Here is a 15,524-nt window from a genome sequence, read left to right as displayed (position 1 = left end):
GATCGCCCGGAGCCGTCGCTCTTGACACGGCACGAGCTGCATGATTGGTTAGTTACTGCACCAACGAACCAACACACCACGAACCACCGACACCGAGGGAAGGAGCCCCATGGACGACTCCCGCCCGATCTTCCTGCAGATCGCCGAGCAGATCGAGAACGACATCATCGCGGGCGCGCTGCCCGAGGAGGACCAGGTCCCGTCCACGAACGAGTTCGCCGCGTTCCACCGCATCAACCCGGCCACGGCCGGCAAGGGCGTGAACCTGCTCGTCGACGAGGGCGTCCTGTACAAGAAGAGGGGGATCGGCATGTTCGTCGCCGAGGGAGCGCGCGACCGCCTGGTCGAGAAGCGCCGCACGCAGTTCCGCGACCAGTTCGTCGCACCGCTCCTCGCGGAGGCCGCCAAGCTCGGCCTCACCCGCGAGCAGCTCACCGCCATGATCACCGACATCGAAGGAGGATCGCGATGAGCGCGGTCATCGAGGTCGCCGGCCTCAGCAAGCGCTACGGCAGCACGCACGCCGTCGCCGACGTCAGCTTCACCCTCGAGGAGAACCGGATCCACGGCCTCCTCGGCCGCAACGGCGCCGGCAAGACCACCCTGATGTCGCTGCTCACCGGCCAGGAGTTCGCGAGCACCGGCAGCATCCGCGTCTTCGGCGAGACACCCGTCGAGAACGCCGCCGTCCTCTCCCGCACCTGCTTCATCAAGGAGAGCCAGAAGTACCCGGAGGACTTCAAGGTCACGCACGTCCTCCGCAGCGCCCGCTGGTTCTTCGAGGGCTGGGACGAGGAGTTCGCCCAAGAGCTCATCGTCGACTTCCGCCTCCCGCTCGACCGCCGCGTCAAGAAGCTCAGCCGCGGCCAGCTCTCCGCGATCGGCGTCATCGTCGGCCTCGCCTCCCGCGCCCCGCTGACCTTCTTCGACGAGCCGTACCTCGGCCTCGACGCCGTCGCCCGGCAGCTCTTCTACGACCGCCTGCTCGCCGACTTCGGCGAGCACCCGCGCACCGTCGTCCTCTCCACCCACCTGATCGACGAGGTCAGCAGCCTCCTCGAGCACGTCCTCGTCATCGACGACGGCCGCCTGCTCGTCGACAGCGACACGGAGGAGCTGCGCGGTGCCGCCGCGACCGTCACCGGCAGCCGTGCGGCGGTCGACTCCTTCACCGAGGGCCGGGAGGTCCTCTCCCGGAGCGGAGTCGGCGGCCTCGCCACCGCGACGCTCCCCCACCTCGGCACCGCCGACCGCGACGAGGCCCGCCACCGCGGCCTCGAGCTCGAGCCCGTCTCGCTCCAGCAGCTCGTCGTCCAGCTGACCACCGGAAAGGCCGCCTCATGACCGCCCTCGCCCCGCAGCGCTCCGTCGCGCGCCACCGCCTGCTCAGCATCGTCCGCCTGCACCTCGCGAACCCGGCGACGCTGCTCGTCACTCCGCTCGCGATCCTCGGCGCGATCTTCGTCGGCAGCCTGATCATCTGGCTGCTCGTGCTGCGGATGGTCGGCGTCCCGGCCGCCGGCGGCGACTCCGGCGTGCAGATCACCGGCGGCACGACCTTCATCTTCATCTACATGCTGGTCGTCGCCGTCCAGGCCACCAACGTCACCTTCGCCCTCGCGCTGGGCTACGGCTCGACCCGCCGCGACTACTCCCTCGGCACAGCACTAACCTTCTTCGGCATGTCCGCCGCCTGGACCGTCCTCTACTCCACGATGTCCGCGCTCGAGCAGGCGACGAACGGCTGGGGGCTCGGCGGCTACATGTTCCGCGCCGCCCCCTACAGCGACGTCTCCTGGCTCGCCCAGACCTTCGCGGTCTTCAGCCTCTTCCTGTTCTTCTTCTTCGCCGGCTCGGCCGTCGCCGCGGTCTTCGTCCGCTGGCGGGCCACGGGGATGACCGTCTTCTTCCTCGCCCTCGCCGCGCTGATCGTCGGCCTGATCGCCCTGCTCACCCTCACCGAGAGCTGGGACTCCGTCTGGCTCGCCTTCCAGGCCATCGGCTTCACGGGCGCCTTCGCCCTGCTGCTCGTCCCGACGGTCCTGTCCGCGGTCCTCGGCGCCCTGATCCTGGGCCGAGCCACCCCGCGCGGCTGATCCGGCCGCACAACATCAGCTGAGCGAGGGGGGCGTCCGCTGAGGAGCGATGCCCTCCCGTCTCAGCTGATGTTCTGCGGCGAGCAGCCCCGTCCGGACGGCGCCCCGCCACCCGCAAGGCCCCGCCGCCCGCAAGGCCCTTCCGCCCCGCCCGCTCGCCTGGGAGCGTTGCAGCATGGCCGCATCCCTCACCACCGCCGCTGCTCAGCACGTCTGGGCCGCCCGCGACGACAGTCCGCTCGACCCCGCCACCCTCGACACGATCGACGCGTGGTGGCGCGCCGCGAACTACCTCGCGGTCGGCCAGATCTACCTCCTCGCCAATCCGCTGCTGCGCGAGCCCCTCGCGAGGGAGCACATCAAGCCGCGCCTGCTCGGGCACTGGGGCACGACTCCCGGCCTCAACCTGATCTACGCGCACCTCAACCGCGCCATCGCCGAGCGCGCGCAGCCGACCCTCTACATCACCGGCCCCGGCCACGGCGGACCGGGCATGGTCGCCAACGCCTACCTCGACGGCACCTACAGCGAGATCTACTCGCACATCGACGAGACCGAGGACGGCCTGCGCCGCCTCTTCCGCCAGTTCAGCTTCCCCGGCGGCATCCCGAGCCACGCCGCCCCCGAGACCCCCGGCAGCATCCACGAGGGCGGCGAGCTCGGCTACTCGCTCAGCCACGCCTACGGCGCCGCCTTCGACAATCCGGACCTGCTGGTCGCCGCCGTGGTCGGCGACGGCGAGGCCGAGACCGGCCCGCTCGCCACCAGCTGGCACTCGAACAAGTTCGTGAACCCCGCGACCGACGGCGTCGTGCTGCCGATCCTGCACCTCAACGGCTTCAAGATCGCCAACCCGACGGTCCTCGCCCGCATCCCGCACGAGGAGCTCGAGAGTCTCATGCGCGGCTACGGCCACGAGCCGTTCACCGTCGAGGGCGGCTTCGACGGCGAGGACCCGATGCGCGTGCACGAGCGCTTCGCCGCGGTCCTCGACACCGTGCTCGACCGCATCGCCGCGATCAAGGCGCGCGCCGCCGAGGGCGACCTCACCCGCCCGGCCTGGCCGATGATCATCCTGAAGACCCCGAAGGGCTGGACCTGCCCCGCGGAGATCGACGGCGTGCAGGTCGAGGGCACCTATCGCGCGCACCAGGTCCCGCTCGCGAACGCCCGCGACACCGAGGCGCACACCCGCCTGCTCGAGACCTGGATGCGCTCCTACCGTCCGGAGGAGCTCTTCACCGAGGAGGGCGGGATCGCCGACCGTGTCCGCTCACTCGCCCCCGAGGGCGAGCTGCGGATGAGCGCGACGCCGCACGCCAACGGCGGCCTGCTCCGCCAGACCCTCCGGCTGCCAGACTTCCGGCGCTACGAGGTCGTCGTGCACGAGCCGGGCGGCACCGTCGCGGAGGCGACGAAGGTGCTCGGCGAGTGGCTCGCCGACGTCATCCGCGAGAACCCGGCGAACTTCCGGATCTTCGGCCCCGACGAGGTCGCCAGCAACCGGCTGCAGAGCGTCTACGCCGCGACCGACAAGCAGTGGAACGCCGAGCTCAGCCCGCTCGACGACCACCTCGCCCGCGCCGGCCGCGTGATGGAGGTGCTCTCCGAGCACCAGTGCCAGGGCTGGCTCGAGGGCTACCTGCTCACCGGCCGGCACGGGCTCTTCACCTGCTACGAGGCCTTCATCCACATCATCGACTCGATGTTCAACCAGCACGCGAAGTGGCTGGACGGCACCCGCGACATCGAGTGGCGCCGCCCGATCGCGAGCCTCAACTACCTGCTCTCCAGCCACGTCTGGCGCCAGGACCACAACGGCTTCAGCCACCAGGACCCGGGCTTCATCGACCACGTCGTCAACAAGAAGCCGGAGGTGGTGCGCGTCTACCTGCCGTTCGACGCCAACACGCTGCTCTCCGTCTACGACCACTGCCTCCGCAGCGTCGATTACGTCAACGTCGTCGTCGCCGGCAAGCAGCCCGCTCCCGCCTGGCTCACCATGGCGGAGGCGGTGGCGCACTGCACCCGCGGCCTCGGCATCCTGGAGTGGGCGAGCAACGAGCGCCGCGGCGCGTCACCGGACGTGGTGATGGCCTGCGCCGGCGACGTGCCGACCCTCGAGACCCTCGCGGCCGTCAGCATCCTCCGCGAGGCGCTGCCCGACCTCGCGATCCGCACCGTCAACGTCGTCGACCTGATGCGGCTGATGTCCGAGTCCGAGCACCCGCACGGACTCTCCGATCGCGAGTTCGACGCGGTCTTCACGCCCGACCGACCGGTGATCTTCGCGTACCACGGCTACCCGTGGCTGATCCACCGGCTGACCTACAAGCGCACCGGCCACGGCAACCTGCACGTCCGCGGCTACAAGGAGAACGGCACGACGACCACGCCGTTCGACATGGTGATGCTCAACGACCTCGACCGCTACTCGCTGGTGATGGACGTCATCGACCGCACACCCGGCCTCGGCGCGAAGGCGGCGGGCCTCCGCCAGGAGATGCAGGACGCCCGGATCCGCGCCCGCGCGTACACCCGCGAGCACGGCGAGGACATCCCCGAGGTCGCGAACTGGACCTGGTCCGGCTCCCGCTCCGGCAACGCCTCCGAGGCCACCGGCGGCGACAACGAGTAGCCCCGCCCCCACCTCCGCCCCGCACCCCGCGAGATGCCACTTGTGCACGCGACACGCCGTGTCGGGCGTGCACAAGTGGCATCTCGCGGCGGGGGTCAGGCGGCCGCCGCCGTGAGGTAGTCGTCCCACTCGGGCTGGGTGCGCTCGGCACCGCGCACGAGCCAGGAGCCGGCGCGCGGCATCCGCGGCACGGAGCGCAGCTGCCAGCCCATCTCGAGCGGCGTGCGGTCGCTCTTGACGTTGTTGCAGCGGTGGCAGCAGGCGACGAGGTTCTCCCAGGTGTCCCGCCCGCCGCGCGACTTCGGCTGGATGTGGTCGATCGTGTTGGCGTGCTGGCCGCAGTAGCCGCAGCGGTGGTTGTCGCGCCGCAGCACCCCGCGGCGCGAGACCGGCACGCTGCGCGAGCTCGGGATGCGGACGTAGCGCGTCAGCACGATCACCGAGGGCCGGATGTAGTCGCCGGTCGCTCCGTGCACCGGGTGCTCCTGGTCGGCGACGATGATCATCGCCTTCTCGGTCATCAGCAGCACCAGCGCCCGCTTGAACGACACCACCGCGAGCGGCTCGTAGCCGGCGTTGAGGACGAGTGTGCGCATCAGTGACCTCCGTGCTGTCGCACGCCGCCGCACGGAGACGCCGCGACCACGCGAAAGGGCGCCGTCGTGATGACGGCGCCCTTCGAGGCCGCGGCGCAGAGCCGCACGGTGACGTGGTGCCGTATCCGAGTGTCGGCGGAGTGGAGTGCGGCGAGGAGGATCCCCGCCCGGATCGCGTCGGTGCGCCGCACGCGCGAACGCAGCCCCACGCAGTGGTGCCCGTTCCGCTCGGCCATCCCGGCACTCCGTCCCTCGACGAATCGCTCCGCTCGCCACGCGAGCGGACTGAGATTCAGATTAACCCTTCGCGCCCGGAACACCAGAGGAACCGGGGTTTTCGTCATCCGCAGTTCACACGGCGCGCGGTGGGCCGGCACTGCCGGGCACGCGGAAGAGCCCGCCCCGGTGAGGGGACGGGCTCTCGGCCGATGCTCGCGGTCGTCGTCAGCCGGAGATGCGGACGATCGTGTAGTCGGTCGTCCAGATCGGCTGCACGCGGACGCTCGCGCCCTCGTACGGCGCGTGCAGGATGTTGCCGTTGCCCGCGTAGAAGCCGTCGTGGCCGGGCATGATCACCAGGTCGCCGGGCTGCGCCTCGGACACCGGGATCTGCGTGCCCATGGCCGCCTGGCCGGCCGCCGAGTGCGGCATCGAGATGCCGTACTGCGCGAAGACGTACATGACGAGGCCGGAGCAGTCGAAGCCGCTCGGGTCCGCACCGCCGAAGACGTAGGGCACGCCCTGGTACTGCAGCGCCGTGTCGAACACGGCGGAGAGGCTGTAGCTCGTGCTCGGCGCGCTCGCCGCGAGCTCGCTGGCCGAGGCGCCCTCGTAGGAGTTGAAGCTCTCTGCGGTCTCGGCGCGGGCCTCGGCGACGTCGCTGGTGTCGACGACGGGCTCGACGACCGGCTCCGGCTCGGGCGGCGGCGGCGCGGCCTCGGCGGTGAAGCCGTCGCGGGCGATCGCGGCCTGGACCACTCCCCCGGCGACGGCGACGGTCTGCGCGTCGCCCTGTCGCAGAAGGTCGGCCTGCGAGGCGGCGAACAGCCCGTCGCTCTCGGTGCCGGGCGAGAAGGCGTAGGCCGGCAGCGCCATCGTCGCGACGAGCGCTCCGGCGAATCCGACGATGGCGACCTTGCCGATCGTGCGGCCGCGGCTGCGCTTGCGCGGCGAGCCGGCAGGCGTCGGGACGAAGTCGGTGACGTCGGCCCGGCGGGACGGCGCCGTGGGCACGGCCCGGCGGGCGACGGGCGCCTCGTCGGTGTAGCGGGCGCGGATCACCGGCGGACGGTTCTCGAAGGAGGACGCGTTGCGGGGGCTGTCCGGGTGGGTGGAGCGGAACCGGTCGGGGGAACCGGCGGGGGTGGTGGGGTTCTGGGGCAAGGGGGAGGACCTCCGACGTCCCGCCAGCCCAGGCAGCTGTCCCGTCTCGAGTGCGCGAAGCATCGGCGTTCACGGAGTCCGAGACGGGAAGGGACGTCGGACCCCGCGCCTCACGACCGGGGTTCGGGCGCAGGGCTCCACAGAGCGTAAGCGACCGTTACCGATTTGTCACCAACCGGAGACGAGATCGTGTCCCGCTCCGACCCTCCGATGCTGTAGTGCGCGTGGAGCGGACGTTCAGCTGACGAGGAAGATGTGCGCAGCGACCTCGTTCGGCAGCTCGATGCCCGCCTCCGCGCCGTCGATGCGCACGAGCACGTAGCCGTTGAGCGCCGAGAACTCGCCCTCGGCCCCGGGGACGACGCCGGCCTGCTTGAGCTGCAGCAGCAGCTCCGGGTCGACCTGCGCGGGCTCGCCGAGCCGGCGCACGGTGCCGCGCTGCGGCTCGGCCGAGCCGGCGACGAAGCGGGGGATGCTGATGACGCCGTCCGCAAAGCGCGACGCCGGGGTGTCGCCCAGCTCGTCGAGCCCCGGGATCGGGTTGCCGTAGGGCGACTCGGTGGGGTGGTCGAGCATCTCGAGGAGGCGGCGCTCCACCTGCTCGCTCATCACGTGCTCCCAGCGGCACGCCTCCTCGTGCACGAACTCCCAGTCGAGCTTGATGACGTCGTGGAGGAGGCGCTCGGCGAGGCGGTGCTTGCGCATGACGTGGATCGCCTTGCGGCGTCCGTCGCCGGTCAGCTCGAGGTGGCGATCGCCGGAGACGACGACGAGGCCGTCGCGCTCCATCCGGCCGACGGTCTGCGAGACGGTGGGGCCCGAGTGGCTGAGCCGCTCGGAGATGCGGGCCCGCAGGGGAATGATGTTCTCCTCCTCCAGCTCCAGGATGGTGCGCAGGTACATCTCGGTCGTGTCGATCAGATCCGTCATCTCAGCCTTCCGGTCTCAGCGCGCACAACCTTACTGGGCACCGTGTCCCGTCTCCGTCGACGGGGCAGGGCGCAGGGCCTCCGATGGTCGAAGGCGGGGCGGGCCGGGAACCCTAGTATTAACGCATGCCGGACGTCACCATTCCTCGCGAGCTCCTCCCCCACGACGGGCGGTTCGGCTGCGGCCCGTCCAAGGTGCGGCACGACCAGCTCGCGCACCTCGCGACGCAGGGCGCGCACCTCCTCGGCACCTCGCACCGGCAGGCCCCGGTGAAGAACCTGGTCGGGTCCGTGCGCGAGCACCTCGCGACGCTCTTCCGCATCCCCGAGGGCTACGAGGTCCTGCTCGGCAACGGTGGCTCCACCGCCTTCTGGGACGCGGCCGCCTTCTCGCTGATCGACCGCCGCGCCGAGAACCTCACCTTCGGCGAGTTCGGCCAGAAGTTCGCGAAGGCGGCGTCCGCGCCGTTCCTCGAGCCCGCGCACGTCGTCTCGGCCCCGGCCGGATCGCGCAGCGAGGTCGAGGTCCTCGAGGGCGTCGACGTCTACGCCTGGCCGCACAACGAGACCTCCACCGGCGTCATGGCGCCGGTCCGCCGCGTGCACGGCGACGAGGGCGCGCTCACGGTGATCGACGCGACCAGCGCCGCCGGCGGCATCGACTTCGACGCGGCCGAGGCCGACGTCTACTACTTCGCTCCGCAGAAGAACTTCGCCTCGGACGGCGGCCTGTGGTTCGGCCTCTTCTCGCCGGCCGCGATCGAGCGGATCGAGCGGATCGCGGCGAGCGGCCGCTACATCCCCGAGTTCCTGAGCCTGCAGAACGCCGTCGACAATTCGCGCCTGAACCAGACGCTGAACACCCCGGCCCTTTCCACTCTGCTGCTGATGGAGTCGCAGCTCCAGTGGATGAACGAGAGCGGCGGACTGGCCTGGGCGTCGGCGCGCACCCTCGAGTCCTCGTCGGCGATCTACGACTGGGCCGAGGCCTCGCCGGTCGCGACCCCGTTCGTCGAGGTGCCCGAGCACCGCTCGCAGGTCGTCGCCACCGTCGACTTCGACGCCTCCGTCGACGCCGCGCTGATCGCGAAGATCCTGCGCGCGAACGGCATCGTCGACACGGAGCCGTACCGCAAGCTCGGCCGCAACCAGCTGCGCGTGGCGACCTTCGTCGCCATCGAGCCGGACGACGTCCGCTCGCTGCTCGGCTCCATCGACCACGTCATCGAGCGCCTGGCCGACTGAGCGACCGGGGAACGGGGAGGCGCGGGATGAGGCTCTGGCTCCGTCCGGACGAGCGCCGCCCCGCTCCCCCGCCCTACGCCTCCGACGACGCGACGGCGCTCCTCGCAGGCTGCATCGTCTGGGTGCTCGCCCTCGTCGGCGTGCTGATCGCCGTGGCGGCCGGCGCGTCCGTACCGCCGCTCGTCCTGTCGACCGTCGTGATCGGCGTCGTCCTCGGCACGATCGGCCTGTTCTACAGTCGCAACCGCCGCTGATCCACCGGCGTCCGCGCGCGTGGTGCGCGAGGTCGGCGCCGTGGCCGAGCGAGGGCGTCCCCGCTCGGCCGGGTCCTCACCGGCGGCGGCGCCGTCGTCCGCGACCGCTGCCGCCGCGTCGTCCGGCGGCCGAGGCCACCGACCCGTCCTCGGCGCCGGAGTCCTGGCCGTCCGAGTCGTCCTCATCGGAGTCGTCGTCGTCGTCGGAGTCGTCCTCGTCGGAGTCGTCGGAGTCGTCGTCGTCGTCGTCGTCCGAGTCGTCCTCGTCCGAGTCGTCGTCAGCCTCGTCGTCGTCGAGGATCTCGTCCTCGTCCGCCTCCGCCGCGTCGCCGTCGACGACGGTGTCGTCGTCGTACTCGTCGTCCTCGGTCTCGTCGCGCTCACCGCTGGCGTCCTGCGCCGCGCGGTAGTCCGCGAGCCGGACCGACCACGGCACCCAGTCGGGCGCGAGCACCGAGCCCTCGCCCGGCAGCAGCTCGACCTCGAGGACGTTGACGTCCCCGGACTCGTCGATCCTCGACAGCGTCGCCGTCCAGAGCCAGCCCGGGTAGCCGCGCATCAGATTCGTGAACTGCAGCGAGACCACGTGCTCGCCCTGGGCGAGCGTCGCGACCAGGTCGCCGATCGTGTCGGCGGTCGTGATGTCGAGGAGCGCCTCGCGCGCTCGGTCCTCCGAGCCGGCGAGGACGGCGTCGAGCTCGTACACGGGCGCGGGCTCCAGCTCTCCGGCGGCCGCTGCGGACCCGGCGTCCGGGTCTCCTCCGTCGTCGGAGTCCTCGTCGGAGTCGTCCTCGTCCTCCTCGTCGATCTCGTCGCTCCAGACCGCCGGCACGGGAGTGCGCAACGCCGGGACGCCGTCCTGCGAGTCCACGGGACCCTCGGTCGTGGCCTCGGACCCGGTGTCCGGAGTCTCGTCGGTCTCGGGCGAAGGATCGCCGGTCGTCTCGCCGGCGTCAGGCATCGAGCTCGTCCGCGACCCGGCGCAGCAGCGTCGCGATGGTGCGCCCGTGGGCCTTGTCGGGGTAGCGGCCGCGCTTGAGGCCGGTGCCGATGCCATCGAGCAGCTTGACCGTGTCCTCGACGATCACGGACATGTCGTCGGCCGACTTGCGGCTGAGCTTGACCATGCTGGGCGGGGTGTCGATGATCCGGGCCGAGAGGGCCTGCGCACCGCGCTTGCCGTCGGCGATGCCGAACTCGAGGCGGGTGCCGGCCTTGACCGCGGTCCCGGAGGGCAGCGCGGAAGCGTGCAGGAAGACCTCCTGGCCGTCATCAGTGCTGATGAAGCCGAAGCCCTTCTCCTCGTCGTAGAACTTGACCTTGCCGGTAGGCATGCAGAACCCCTCCTGGAAATGAAGCAGCCATCAGTTTAGAGGACGGCACCCGCCCTATCCTTGACCCGTGAAGCCACAGCAGCCCGCGGGTATCGGACGCGCGGAGCGCGTGCTCGCCTACATGTTCGTCGCGATCATCGTCGTGACCGTCATCGCGTTCATCGCCGTCCTCGTCGCGCCGATGATGGGCGTCCGCGACTACAGCGGGAGCCTCTGGCAGTTCGTCCTCGCGCTGCCGCTCGTCGGCCTGCCGATCGCGTTCCTCATGATGATCGCGATGCTCGTGGTCGGCGTCCGCCGCCGCCGTTCCTCCTAGCGGAGACCTCTCCGGCCGTGCCGAGCCCTCGACGAGCAACCGGTCACGCGACTCCCAGACTTCATCCAGGCCACGCGCAGATACTGTCCGCATGGACGGACCCCGCATTCTCATCGTCGACGACGAGCCCAACATCCGCGACCTGCTCACCACGAGCCTCCGCTTCGCCGGCTTCGCCGTGCGCGCGGTGGGCAACGGCGCCCAGGCGATCTCCGCAGTCCTCGAGGAGGAGCCGGACCTCATCATCCTCGACGTGATGCTGCCGGACATGAACGGCTTCGGCGTCACCAAGCGCCTGCGCTCGGCCGGCTACACCTCGCCGATCCTCTTCCTCACGGCGAAGGACGACACCGAGGACAAGATCACCGGTCTCACCGTCGGCGGCGACGACTACGTCACCAAGCCGTTCAGCCTCGACGAGATCGTGGCGCGCATCAAGGCGATCCTCCGCCGCACGATGCACGCCGAGGAGGACGCGGTCATCCGCGCCGGCGAGCTCACGATGGACCAGGACACGCACGAGGTCCTCGTCGGCGACGAGCCGGTCGAGCTGAGCCCGACCGAGTTCAAGCTGCTGCGCTACCTGATGCTCAACCCCAACCGGGTGCTCAGCAAGGCGCAGATCCTCGATCACGTCTGGGAGTACGACTTCAACGGCGATGCGGGCATCGTCGAGTCCTACATCTCCTACCTGCGACGTAAGCTCGACACGCATTCGGAGGAATCGCTCATCCAGACCAAGCGAGGATTCGGATACATGCTGAAGGTCGCGAAGGTCTGACCTCCGCCGCCCCGGCGCCGGCCCCGTGAGGGGGCGGGCGCCCGCACGATCTCGAGGGAGTTCCACCGCCATGCACCAGGGTCTGGCCGAGCGGTGGAACTCCATCTCGCTGCGCACGAAGATCACGGCCGTCACCGTCCTCCTGCTGACGCTCGGCCTGCTGGTCTCCGGCATCGGCACGATGACGATGCTGAAGCCGCAGCTGATCTCCCAGCTCGACGCGCAGCTCGCGGACAAGGTGCAGAAGGTGGCGACCGACCTGTCGGCACAGGGGGTCTCGCAGTTCTCCGAGTCCGACGACTACTACGGCGCCGTGTACGACTCCTCGGGGACGCTCGTCTACTCCAACGCTGCGCAGGGCACCGACCCCGCCTTCCCCTCGCGCTACACGATCGAGGAGGCCCTGAACGCCTCCAGCGAGCCGAACACGCTGATGAGCGTCAACGACCGGATCGAGTACCACGCCGTCTCGACGGTCTACTCCCGCGGGAACGACTACCAGACGCTGCTGCTCGCCACGTCGACCCGCGACATCGACAACATCATGACGATCTACCTGACGATCTTCCTCGGGTTCGGCGTCGCGATCGTCGTCATCGGCGCGATGCTGACGCGGCTGCTCGTCACCACCACGTTCGCTCCCCTGCGCCAGGTCGAGCAGACCGCCGCCGCCATCGCCGACGGCGACTTCAGCCAGCGCCTGGACGGCACCACGCCGAACACCGAGGTCGGCCGCCTCAACCGCTCGCTCAACGCGATGCTGGTGCGCATCGACAGCGCTTTCCGCGATCGCGCCCGCACCATCGACCAGATGCGCCGCTTCGTCGGCGACGCGAGCCACGAGCTGCGCACCCCCCTCGTCTCCGTCCGCGGCTACGCCGAGCTCTACCGGATGGGCGCGCTGCAGACGCCCGAGGCGGTCGGCCAGGCGATGGAGCGCATCGAGAAGGAGGCGATCCGGATGGGCGGCCTCGTGGAGGACCTCCTCGAGCTCGCCCGCCTCGACGAGACCAAGCCGCTCGCCCTCTCCCCCGTCGACCTGATGCCCCTCGCCCGCGACGCCGCCATGGACGCGATGGCCTCCTGGCCGGACCGCGACTTCGGCGTCGAGACCCGCGACGACACCCCCGTCGAGACGCCCGCGCTCGAGATGGACGAGCCGTCCGGCACCGCGACGCAGACCATGGAGGTTCCGGCCGCCGCCGGGCTCACCGGCCCGATCGCGGCCGCCGGCGCGCGCCTCGCGCGCTTCCGCCGCCGCCCCCGCCGCGTGCCGGCCGAGGACCTCGCCGCGGGCACCGCGCCCGAGCCCGAGCAGGTCGGCGTCCCGGCGCTCGTGATGGCGGAGGAGAACAAGATCCGCCAGGTGCTGACCAACCTGATCGGCAACGCCGTCCGCTACACCCCCGAGGACACCCCGATCGAGGTCGGCGTCGCCGTCGACCGCGCGCGGAGGCTGGCGTTCCTCGAGGTCATCGACCACGGCGAGGGCATCCCGCCGCAGATCCGGGAGAAGATCTTCCAGCGCTTCTGGCGCGCCGACACCTCGCGCACCCGCGAGACCGGCGGCAGCGGCCTGGGGCTCGCGATCGTCTCCTCCATCGTCGCGGCGCACAAGGGCCGTGTCGACGTCGTCGAGACTCCGGGCGGCGGCGCCACCTTCCGGGTCGCCCTGCCTCTCCTCACCGTCGACCCGGACGGCGATCCGTCCCCAGCTGCGGCCTGACGGCCCGCGCGGCCGACGCGGTCCGCCCTAGGTTCTCTCCCACGCGCCGAACGGCGCGGACAAGTGAGAGGACCTGACATGACCCACTTCCAGACCGACATCGAGGCGATCAGCACCGCGAGCGGCTCGATCCACGGCTCCGCGGACCGCATCCGCGCCGAGGTGGCCGGCATGCTCGGCCTGCTCACCGGCCTCGAGAGCTCGTGGACGGGGCAGGCCTCGACCGCGTTCCAGGGGGTGGTCGGCCTCTGGCGGACCACGCAGGGGCAGGTCGACGACGGGCTCGAGTCGATCGCGCTCGCCCTGGGGGCGGCGGGGCAGCAGTACGCGGAGACCGAGGAGGCCAACGCGCGCCTGTTCGCGTTCTGACCCGCCGGCGGCGTCCTCGACCGTCTGCGGGCCGAGGACGCCGCCCGGGAACGCCGAAGGCGGCTCCCCCGGAGGGGAACCGCCTTCTGCGTCGTTCGGGTCGGACTAGAAGTCCATGCCACCCGTGGGGTCTCCGCCTGCGGCGACGGGGTTCCGCTCGGGCTTGTCGGCGACGACGGCCTCCGTGGTGAGGAACAGACCGGCGATCGAGGCGGCGTTCTGCAGAGCGGAGCGCGTGACCTTGACCGGGTCGATGATGCCGGCGGCGATCAGGTCGACGTACTCGCCGGTCGCGGCGTTGAGGCCGTGTCCGGTGGGCAGCTCGCGGACCTTGGCGGCGACGACACCGGGCTCGAGACCGGCGTTCAGCGCGATCTGCTTGAGCGGCGCATCGATGGCGACCTTGACGATGTTCGCGCCGGTCGCCTCGTCTCCGACCAGCTCGAGCTTCTCGAAGGCGAGCTTGCCGGCCTGGATGAGGGCGACGCCACCACCGGCGACGATGCCCTCCTCGACGGCGGCCTTCGCGTTGCGGACGGCGTCCTCGATGCGGTGCTTGCGCTCCTTGAGCTCGACCTCGGTCGCGGCTCCGGCCTTGATGACCGCGACGCCACCGGCGAGCTTCGCGAGGCGCTCCTGGAGCTTCTCGCGGTCGTAGTCGCTGTCGGTGTTCTCGATCTCGCCGCGGATCTGCGCGACGCGACCGGCGATGGCCTCGGCGTCGCCGGCACCCTCGACGATCGTGGTCTCGTCCTTGGTGATGACGACCTTGCGGGCCGAGCCGAGCAGGTCGAGGGTGACGTTCTCGAGCTTGAGGCCGACCTCCTCGGAGATGACCTGGCCGCCGGTGAGGATCGCGATGTCCTGGAGCTGCGCCTTGCGACGGTCGCCGAAGCCGGGGGCCTTGACGGCGACCGACTTGAAGATGCCGCGGATCTTGTTGACGACCAGGGTCGCCAGCGCCTCGCCGTCGACGTCCTCGGCGATGATCAGCAGCTGCTTGCCCGCCTGGATCACCTTGTCGACGACGGGGAGGAGGTCCTTGATGTTCGAGACCTTGGAGTTGACGATCAGGATGTACGGGTCCTCGAACACGGCCTCCTGGCGGTCGGGGTCGGTGACGAAGTACTGCGACAGGTAGCCCTTGTCGAAGCGCATGCCCTCGGTCAGCTCGAGCTCGGTGCCGAAGGTGTTCGACTCCTCGACGGTGACGACGCCCTCCTTGCCGACCTTGTCGATCGCCTCGGCGATGATCGCGCCGATCTCGGGGTCCGCAGCGGAGATGGAGGCCGTGGCCGCGATCTCCTCCTTGGTCTCGATCGCCTTGGCACCGGCGACGAGCTCGGCGGTGACGGCCTTGACGGCCTTCTCGATGCCCTTCTTCAGGCTGATCGGGTCGGCGCCGGCCGCGACGTTGCGCAGGCCCTCGCGGACGAGCGCCTGGGCGAGGACGGTCGCGGTGGTGGTGCCGTCGCCGGCGACGTCGTCGGTCTTCTTGGCGACCTCCTTGACGAGCTCGGCGCCGATCTTCTCGTACGGCTCGTCGAGCTCGATCTCCTTGGCGATCGAGACGCCGTCGTTCGTGATGGTGGGGGCGCCCCACTTCTTCTCGAGCACGACGTTGCGGCCGCGCGGGCCGAGGGTCACCTTGACCGCATCGGCCAGGGTGTTGAGTCCACGCTCGAGGCCGCGGCGGGCTTCTTCGTCAAAAGCAATGATCTTGGCCATGTGTGTTCTTCGTCCCTCCCGGACGTCAGGGGAATTCCGTCGTTGGCACTCGACTGGAGCGAGTGCCAACAGCGATTCTGGCACTCACCCGGGAGGAGTGCAAGTGACGTCGGCGCCTGGCGCAACGCG

Annotated in this window: 16 protein-coding genes; 10 read left to right on the top strand and 6 right to left on the bottom strand. The window is 70.5% G+C overall.

Annotation, left to right across the window (positions count from 1 at the left end; all coding sequences use genetic code 11):
• The first annotated feature begins 109 nt into the window (after positions 1-109).
• The 4 genes from MT350_RS02735 to MT350_RS02720 all read left to right on the top strand — a co-directional run bounded on the left by MT350_RS02735 (position 110) and on the right by MT350_RS02720 (position 4,734).
• Positions 110-472 carry a GntR family transcriptional regulator gene (locus MT350_RS02735; protein ID WP_123445182.1) on the top strand — a complete coding sequence of 121 codons (363 nt, stop codon included), beginning with the start codon at positions 110-112 and terminating at the stop codon, positions 470-472.
• A complete protein-coding gene (locus MT350_RS02730; protein ID WP_243598749.1) occupies positions 469-1,344 on the top strand; it encodes an ABC transporter ATP-binding protein in 876 nt (291 codons plus the stop codon). The genes MT350_RS02735 and MT350_RS02730 overlap by 4 nt, the downstream gene beginning before the upstream one ends.
• Positions 1,341-2,096, top strand: coding sequence for an ABC transporter permease (locus tag MT350_RS02725; protein WP_243598748.1), 756 nt, complete (start codon positions 1,341-1,343; stop codon positions 2,094-2,096). The genes MT350_RS02730 and MT350_RS02725 overlap by 4 nt, the downstream gene beginning before the upstream one ends.
• A 175-nt stretch (positions 2,097-2,271) precedes the next feature.
• Complete coding sequence (locus MT350_RS02720; protein WP_243598747.1) at positions 2,272-4,734, top strand: phosphoketolase; 2,463 nt, start codon at positions 2,272-2,274, stop codon at positions 4,732-4,734.
• A 95-nt stretch (positions 4,735-4,829) separates the two neighbouring features.
• Here MT350_RS02720 and MT350_RS02715 read toward each other — a convergent pair whose 3' ends face one another.
• From MT350_RS02715 to MT350_RS02700, 3 genes are all read right to left on the bottom strand, one after another.
• The gene (locus tag MT350_RS02715; RefSeq protein WP_243598746.1) at positions 4,830-5,330 is read right to left on the bottom strand and encodes an HNH endonuclease; all 501 of its coding nucleotides are present in this window, start codon (positions 5,328-5,330) and stop codon (positions 4,830-4,832) included.
• 444 nt (positions 5,331-5,774) lie between these two features.
• The gene (locus MT350_RS02710) at positions 5,775-6,713 is read right to left on the bottom strand and encodes a C40 family peptidase (RefSeq protein ID WP_279392132.1); all 939 of its coding nucleotides are present in this window, start codon (positions 6,711-6,713) and stop codon (positions 5,775-5,777) included.
• Between the two features lie 237 nt (positions 6,714-6,950).
• A complete protein-coding gene (locus MT350_RS02700; RefSeq protein ID WP_123445176.1) occupies positions 6,951-7,643 on the bottom strand; it encodes a metal-dependent transcriptional regulator in 693 nt (230 codons plus the stop codon).
• Between the two features lie 125 nt (positions 7,644-7,768).
• Between MT350_RS02700 and serC the strand changes: the two genes are divergently transcribed.
• Both serC and MT350_RS02690 read left to right on the top strand, forming a co-directional pair.
• Positions 7,769-8,887: a phosphoserine transaminase gene (serC, locus tag MT350_RS02695; RefSeq protein WP_243598745.1), complete on the top strand. Its 1,119-nt coding sequence runs from the start codon at positions 7,769-7,771 to the stop codon at positions 8,885-8,887.
• 26 nt (positions 8,888-8,913) lie between these two features.
• Entirely contained in the window at positions 8,914-9,141 is a 228-nt protein-coding gene (locus MT350_RS02690; protein ID WP_243598744.1) for a DUF2530 domain-containing protein, read from the top strand.
• A 76-nt stretch (positions 9,142-9,217) separates the two neighbouring features.
• On the opposite strand, the gene MT350_RS02685 is transcribed toward MT350_RS02690, so the two are convergent.
• Together MT350_RS02685 and MT350_RS02680 are read right to left on the bottom strand one after the other, a co-directional pair.
• Positions 9,218-10,102, bottom strand: a complete 885-nt coding sequence (locus MT350_RS02685; RefSeq protein ID WP_243598743.1) for a DUF3027 domain-containing protein — start codon at positions 10,100-10,102, stop codon at positions 9,218-9,220.
• The gene (locus MT350_RS02680) at positions 10,095-10,475 is read right to left on the bottom strand and encodes a cold-shock protein (protein WP_123445172.1); all 381 of its coding nucleotides are present in this window, start codon (positions 10,473-10,475) and stop codon (positions 10,095-10,097) included. The genes MT350_RS02685 and MT350_RS02680 overlap by 8 nt, the downstream gene beginning before the upstream one ends.
• Positions 10,476-10,542: 67 nt before the next feature.
• On the opposite strand from MT350_RS02680, the gene MT350_RS02675 reads away from it, so the two are divergent.
• The 4 genes from MT350_RS02675 (at position 10,543) to MT350_RS02660 (ending at position 13,667) form a co-directional block, all read left to right on the top strand.
• The gene (locus MT350_RS02675; protein ID WP_243582849.1) at positions 10,543-10,791 is read left to right on the top strand and encodes a hypothetical protein; all 249 of its coding nucleotides are present in this window, start codon (positions 10,543-10,545) and stop codon (positions 10,789-10,791) included.
• A 91-nt stretch (positions 10,792-10,882) separates the two neighbouring features.
• Positions 10,883-11,572, top strand: coding sequence for a response regulator transcription factor (locus MT350_RS02670; protein ID WP_085475163.1), 690 nt, complete (start codon positions 10,883-10,885; stop codon positions 11,570-11,572).
• Positions 11,573-11,642: 70 nt separating this feature from the next.
• On the top strand, positions 11,643-13,298 hold the full coding sequence (locus MT350_RS02665; protein WP_243598742.1) for a cell wall metabolism sensor histidine kinase WalK: 1,656 nt from the start codon (positions 11,643-11,645) through the stop codon (positions 13,296-13,298).
• A gap of 78 nt (positions 13,299-13,376) precedes the next feature.
• Positions 13,377-13,667 (top strand): WXG100 family type VII secretion target, encoded by a 291-nt coding sequence (locus MT350_RS02660; RefSeq protein WP_123735107.1) that lies wholly within the window; start codon positions 13,377-13,379, stop codon positions 13,665-13,667.
• 105 nt (positions 13,668-13,772) lie between these two features.
• On the opposite strand, the gene groL is transcribed toward MT350_RS02660, so the two are convergent.
• A complete protein-coding gene (gene groL / locus MT350_RS02655; RefSeq protein ID WP_123445169.1) occupies positions 13,773-15,395 on the bottom strand; it encodes a chaperonin GroEL in 1,623 nt (540 codons plus the stop codon).
• Positions 15,396-15,524: the final 129 nt, after the last annotated feature.

This window comes from Rathayibacter sp. VKM Ac-2928, from assembly GCF_022815545.1.
In the GTDB taxonomy this organism is placed as follows: domain Bacteria; phylum Actinomycetota; class Actinomycetes; order Actinomycetales; family Microbacteriaceae; genus Rathayibacter; species Rathayibacter festucae.
Note: the sequence above shows the minus strand (reverse complement) of the source record. Positions and strands in the feature narration are given on the sequence as shown.

Bases quoted from the DNA above. Each gene is read 5' to 3' on its own strand.
- MT350_RS02660 (WP_123735107.1), top strand. From the start codon at position 13,377: ATGACCCACTTCCAGACCGACATCGAGGCGATCAGCACCGCGAGCGGC.
- MT350_RS02730 (WP_243598749.1), top strand. From the start codon at position 469: ATGAGCGCGGTCATCGAGGTCGCCGGCCTCAGCAAGCGCTACGGCAGC.
- MT350_RS02685 (WP_243598743.1), bottom strand. From the start codon at position 10,102: ATGCCTGACGCCGGCGAGACGACCGGCGATCCTTCGCCCGAGACCGAC.
- MT350_RS02735 (WP_123445182.1), top strand. From the start codon at position 110: ATGGACGACTCCCGCCCGATCTTCCTGCAGATCGCCGAGCAGATCGAG.
- MT350_RS02720 (WP_243598747.1), top strand. From the start codon at position 2,272: ATGGCCGCATCCCTCACCACCGCCGCTGCTCAGCACGTCTGGGCCGCC.
- MT350_RS02700 (WP_123445176.1), bottom strand. From the start codon at position 7,643: ATGACGGATCTGATCGACACGACCGAGATGTACCTGCGCACCATCCTG.
- MT350_RS02690 (WP_243598744.1), top strand. From the start codon at position 8,914: ATGAGGCTCTGGCTCCGTCCGGACGAGCGCCGCCCCGCTCCCCCGCCC.
- serC (WP_243598745.1), top strand. From the start codon at position 7,769: ATGCCGGACGTCACCATTCCTCGCGAGCTCCTCCCCCACGACGGGCGG.
- MT350_RS02715 (WP_243598746.1), bottom strand. From the start codon at position 5,330: ATGCGCACACTCGTCCTCAACGCCGGCTACGAGCCGCTCGCGGTGGTG.
- groL (WP_123445169.1), bottom strand. From the start codon at position 15,395: ATGGCCAAGATCATTGCTTTTGACGAAGAAGCCCGCCGCGGCCTCGAG.
- MT350_RS02725 (WP_243598748.1), top strand. From the start codon at position 1,341: ATGACCGCCCTCGCCCCGCAGCGCTCCGTCGCGCGCCACCGCCTGCTC.
- MT350_RS02665 (WP_243598742.1), top strand. From the start codon at position 11,643: ATGCACCAGGGTCTGGCCGAGCGGTGGAACTCCATCTCGCTGCGCACG.
- MT350_RS02680 (WP_123445172.1), bottom strand. From the start codon at position 10,475: ATGCCTACCGGCAAGGTCAAGTTCTACGACGAGGAGAAGGGCTTCGGC.
- MT350_RS02670 (WP_085475163.1), top strand. From the start codon at position 10,883: ATGGACGGACCCCGCATTCTCATCGTCGACGACGAGCCCAACATCCGC.